The organism is Paenibacillus sp. OSY-SE (assembly GCF_000283315.1).
GTDB classification, from domain to species: Bacteria; Bacillota; Bacilli; order Paenibacillales; family Paenibacillaceae; genus Paenibacillus_B; species Paenibacillus_B profundus.
Genome location: NZ_ALKF01000138.1, coordinates 23,455 through 29,290, shown reverse-complemented (window position 1 = coordinate 29,290; position 5,836 = coordinate 23,455). Strand labels below are relative to the sequence as shown.

Genomic DNA, 5,836 nt, shown 5'->3' with positions numbered 1-5,836 from the left:
AGACAGTGAAAAAAGAGTTCATTTTATGAGAAATTCAACACTGTAGACCGGAGGAGACTTTTTATGCCACCAAAGAAGAGACAATCCTTTAACAAATATGACGATGAAACTAAGAGAGAAGCTGTTCGCCTTCGATTGGTTCTCAGATCATGTCGAAGTTAGGGGTCAAGAGTGAGACGCAAATCATAAACGGGGTCCGTAAAGTTTAAAACGGTGAATCATTTGAAGATTATCGTGGTCGTTGGAACAAGAAACACTTTAACAGTGCTGAGGAAGAAAATGCAGTTCATAAGGAGCATATCCTTGCTATTCATCGTTTACAACCACACTTTGGCTATAAACGGATGTGTACAGCATTGCGTAAAGAAGGGCTCATACTAAACCACAAGAAGGTACGGAGGTTAATGAGAGAGCTTGGTATTCGGTCAGGTAAGAAGTTGGTTACGGATATTACTTATGTGAGAACGGGGCACGATTTCACATATTTGTCCGCCTGTTGCTTGAAGATAAGGGGCTGACAGGAAGCCATTCTAGACGTGGGAATTGTTTTGACAATGCCTGCATAGAATCCTTCTTCTCCCATCTAAAAACAGAGAAACTACATTTGGAGAAACCCGCATGTATGGACTCTGCACGTAAATTAATTTCAGGGTACATGACTTATTACAACGAACAGCGTTTCCAGAAAAGACTCGGCGACCGCTCCCCGATTGAGTACCGAGAAGCGATCGCCGCTTAGTTGTTCTTCATAGCTTGCTTGTAGAATGGTTGCTACGAATTCAGTTCATTGTTGAGACGTATAACCATTATTAGCAAATGGAGTTACATATTCTTGTTAATCATCAGGCCTGATTTTGTACATTTTTCATGATTTATTTCTATATCATTATACAATTGGAATAATTCCTCTTTCAACAGTTGCAAAAGTCTGTCCTCAGATTGGTTTTTGTTAACGAATTGATGATCCCCTGCCATTGTATGAAGCCTAAATGATTTAGATGTAACGTTTTCCCATGCATTCATTTCATCCAACGTTACTACGTAATCGTCTATCCCGTGAAAACCAACAATCGGAGTGTGGAAGCCCTCGTCTACGTTATATTTAAATTTATCAATAAGTCCACATGCCTCGAGTAATAATTGCAAGGTCAATTTGACTGCGTCCTCATCATAATCCCACGCTTTTGAAATAGCCTTGATTACCATTTCATAGGAGGAAGTATCAGCCTTAATTTCTTCGTAATTAGGTATCCCGTTAAATCCAAGCAGGTTCAATTCCCCCAGAATTTTCATCAGAGCCGTATTTGGCAAAATAGGGGCTGTATAACCGGATACGAACAAATTAACAAAATTGGCATCTGGATTTTTCGAGAGTCTGTATGCAAGGCGGTAGGCAAACAAGGCCCCCCAGCTATGGCCAAAAGATACACATGGAATATCAAATAGAGATTCCGATAATACACCCTCAAGCGTAACCATAAGCTCATCGATTTCAGTAGGGGTCTTTTCAGACATACGCTCGAAATCGAGGCCTGGCAACTTAATTGGGCACACATCTACCTCAGGGCCAAGCTTTTCTTGCCATTCCGCATACATATCTGCACTTCTGTATCCATTCGGGAAACAAAAGATTCTTATCTTTGCTTCACTCTTCGGTTTGAAATTATAGATCCACAAATCAGCCCCCTGCTTGGCTTCAGCCTGTTCAAGGCTTTCATCGATTTGTCCAGCAAACACCTCTCCACCAGGCAAGTGCTTTAATAGCATTTGAGCTGTTTTTGCTACGGTGCCGCATTGAACCAGTTCGAACATGGAGATTTCAACTGCAAGCAACTGCGCAATTTTATTGTGGAACTGCAGTCCAATCAGAGAATCCATACCCAGATTGTTCAACGGTTCATCGACATCTAGCTCTTCTGGTTCGATCTCCATTACCTTAGCCATGACATGCCGCAAATACTCCGTCAACAGTGCCAACTTCTGCTCCGTCTTCGTTTCCCTGTATTTATTAAAGAAGTTCTTGTCCGTACCTTCTTTTGAGGAGGATGCCGAATCTAGAATAGCTCTCAGTGCCCCTATCCTTTCCTCGTCGAATTCTTTAAGGCTAATGCTTCCAACAGTATAGACGGATTGGCCATCCCCATCAAAGACACGGATGCTACCTTCGATTTTTTTGTCCTCATGGTACTGGAAATTATGGATATGGGCGTATAGGGGGCCACTATGACCGGCAAAGTTGTAAGCTGATTCATCCACACTGACGACCATATACTTTTTAGGTTTCGAGCTGTCGCTTTCCGGCAGAAAATTGAAAACTTGCGCGCAACTGTCCATGATTCCCGGATGCAAGTCCAGGGCGTACTTCCGAATGCTTTCGCTATCTGTTTTATTTCTGAAGCGAACCAAAGCCTCATCCTTTTTAAACCATATCTCTTCAACCCATTGCACACTCGGTCCGAAATGAAATCCGCGCTCTTCCATTGTCTTGTAAAATTGTTCGCCCGATTGGTTTTCCTGACAGGCAGCCTTGATCGTATCGATGGAACCGGAAGCTGGCTCAGATAATGATTGATTGCCCTTCAGTTGAATTGATCCCTGCACGTGAAGATTCCAGTTATCCTGATCTCGGCACTTACTATGGAACTGGAACTTCGTATGGTTATCATCGTCCGCCTCCAAAACAAGCAGGACCGACTTCACCTCATCTTCCAGGACAATGTTCGGACTCATAAACTCCATTTCCTGCACGGTATATGAAAGCTCGCCGTGAAGGTTCCGGATTGTATCCCCCAGCATCTCCATATAGTACCCCACATGAATGACCCCGGAGTTATCCAGCAGTTCGGGGAGATTTTTGTAAGTATAAATAAATTCATACTGTTTCCGTCGGAACGGTAAATTGATCTCCCGACCTTTCAGCGCATCGCCGCGATGCGCTGAAAATGAATCCGTATCTGCTCCCGCATCGGTGGATGGCGGCGTGAGCCAATACCGACTTTTATCAAAGGGATAATTGGGCAAAATAATTTTGCGGTATACATATCCTTTATAAAAGTTTTCCCAGTTCATGCTCGAACCGAGGCAGATTAGTTTGGCTATCCCCTGGAGAATACCCCACAAGCTGCTTTCTTTCTGAATCAATGGAATACGAACCAGATCATCCTTTGCATAAACAGGAATTCCGTTTTCACCCCGGCAAGGGGAAGATCCCACCTCTACAAAAAAACGATAGCCTTGTTTATAAAGGAATTCCATGGCCTTGTCATATTGGATAGGCGAAACCATATTTTGTTTCCAGAAATCACCGGTTAATTTTTCAGAATTCCGAATCGATTCCCCGGAGGAGCCAGATACATAGCGATATTTAGGCCTTGCATACACCTCTGCCTCTAGTTTCTTCCCGAAATCACTGACTCGTTCCTCATACAAACCGGACGGCCAACCCTGCCCCTCTTCCTTGGTGACCTTAACACCCTCTTGAATGAACCTTTGCATTACGCGTTCCATCACCATATCCTGACAGGATATCACGATCTCTGATGGTGAATAAACCGCCGACAGGAAAATCTCTCCGGCAAACTCCTTCAAGATCTTTTCCGCTTCCTCTTTCTCTTGGAAAACTCTTGCGTATACTACATTTTCCACCTGTTTCATCATGCTTTGAGCTTCGATGAAATGTCTCACTGCCGACTCTATACTGATGATCCCGGCAGTTACTGCGGCAATATAATTGCCTGTTCTTTCACCGAAAATGATTTCAGGCTTGATCCCAAATGATTCAACAAGCCGCATCAAGGCATATTCGACCGAAAAAAGACAAGCATCCCGTATATCCCGAGCCGGGGCCGCGACCCGGATATTGAGAAGCTTATCGATGAGCGCCGGACCGTAATGCGGCTCGAACCGTTGCAAGCAGTCAGTAAGTTCCTGCTTAAATACGGGAAATAGTTCATACAGATCAATGGCGCTTTCAAGGATCTCAGCGGGTTCCCCGTTGAACAAAAAGACCAGTTTAGGTTGAATCTGATCGTCAGTTTTCGAAGTATAGACCGTATTTTGATTCAGTTCAGCGAACAAGGTTCGGGTGGAGCCTAAGAGGTAATTCCCCTGGCTGCTGCCCAGCAAGCGGGTTGTATTGGAGTAAATTGTATTTTCCTGCTCCGCCTCACGCAGGACTTGTTCGAACCCGGCACGGAAATCCTCCACGCAAGTGCCCAGGAATACAGCGCGGTGCATATTATCCGACCGGCAGGCGTTGGCGACATAACAGACGTCCTCAATATCCATATCCGGATGGTTTTCAAAATGACGGTTATAGCGCCCGATTAATTCGATCAGTGCCTTCTCGTCCTTTGCGCTCAGGAATAAGATCGAGGATGGGAAGCCGGCTCTTTTTTCCGGCAGCGCTCTTGCCGGAGCTTCGGACAAAATGAGGTGGGCGTTGGTGCCGCTGAATCCGAAAGAGCTTACCCCGGCGATTCTTTCTTTGCCGTCAATCATGTCCCATGGCATATGCTCGCGTGGAAGGATTGCCGGTATTTTTTCAAAATTGATTCTAGGATTTGGTGTCGTCGAGTTGACAATCGGCGGTATTTCCTTGTGATAAAGACTGAGCACCACTTTGATTAAACTCGCGATACCGGCTGCCCCTTCAAGATGCCCGATATTTCCCTTGACAGCACCGATGACCAATGGTTGCTCTTTGGTTCCACCGTTACTTTTGCCAAAGACCTGGGCAACAGCATCGATCTCGATGGGATCACCCAGAGGGGTCCCGGTGCCATGGGCTTCGAGATAACTGATATCCTCCGGTTTCAGGGAGCAAGCTTCCAGTGCCGCATTGAGTACCATCTGCTGCGCCTTGCCGTTGGGAACCGTCAGACCGCTGCTCGCTCCATCATTATTTACGGCCCCGCCTCGGAGCACGGCATAGATCGTATCCCCATCCCGTTCGGCATCTGAAAGCCGCTTCAGAACCATCATGCCGCATCCTTCACCCCGCCCGTAGCCGCTTCCCTCAGCGTCGAAAGGCTTGCACCTCCCGTCTGCGGAAACAGCGTTCATCATACAGAGGGAGGACATGCCAGTTGGCGAAAGCATCAGGTTGACCCCGCCGGCAACCGCCATGTTACATTCCCTTCTTCGAAGGGATTCAATGGCCAGATGCGTACTAACCAGGGAGGATGAGCAGGCCGTATCGATCGATAGCGAGGGCCCATTCCATCCAAAGACATAAGAAATCCGGCCGGAAGCGACACTTGAAACGGCTCCTGTTGCCACATGCTGATTCACTTTTGAAGTGTCTCGCGGCAGTATCATGTACTCGACGTTACTTAAGATTCCGATAAAGACACCCGTCTCACTTCCCCTTAGGGCATATGCATTCTGACCAGAATTTTCCATCGCTTCCCAGCAAACTTCGAGCAATTGGCGCTGCTGGGGATCCATCGAATTGGCTTCTGCTGGGGATATTTTGAAAAACTTGGCATCAAACTCAGCCACGTCACGCTTGAGGAAATTACTCTGCCGGACATAGCTCTTGCCGAAAATCCCCGGAGTCGGATCATAATACTCCGCGGCATCCCATCTTTCTGGCGGGACATCGATAACACTTTCGCCTCCTGCCTTCAGAAATTCCCAATATTCCTCCGGGGAATTGCATCCCCCGGGGAATCGGCAGGCCATGCCAATCACGGCGATCGGCTCCTTGCTCATCTGTTGGCTGTCATCAAGCTGTTTGCGCAAATTCTGAATGGTATTGAGCGATTGTTTTAACAATGTGTTTTGATCAATATTTGTGGTCATTGTCATAAAAACTCCTTTCAATTCACTCTTT

At 46.2% G+C, this 5,836-nt stretch carries 1 protein-coding gene and 1 pseudogene; one reads left to right on the top strand and one right to left on the bottom strand.

Annotated elements, in window-relative coordinates; translation table 11 throughout:
- The first annotated feature begins 63 nt into the window (after positions 1–63).
- Positions 64–739: pseudogene (locus tag A372_RS36030) on the top strand (IS3 family transposase).
- An 83-nt stretch (positions 740–822) separates the two neighbouring features.
- On the opposite strand, the gene A372_RS33090 reads toward A372_RS36030, so the two are convergent.
- A complete protein-coding gene (locus A372_RS33090) occupies positions 823–5,805 on the bottom strand; it encodes a type I polyketide synthase (protein WP_019419387.1) in 4,983 nt (1,660 codons plus the stop codon).
- Between the last annotated feature and the right edge of the window lie 31 nt (positions 5,806–5,836).

Coding starts and splice junctions, on each gene's coding strand:
- A372_RS33090 (WP_019419387.1), bottom strand. CDS start 5,805: ATGACCACAAATATTGATCAAAACACATTGTTAAAACAATCGCTCAAT.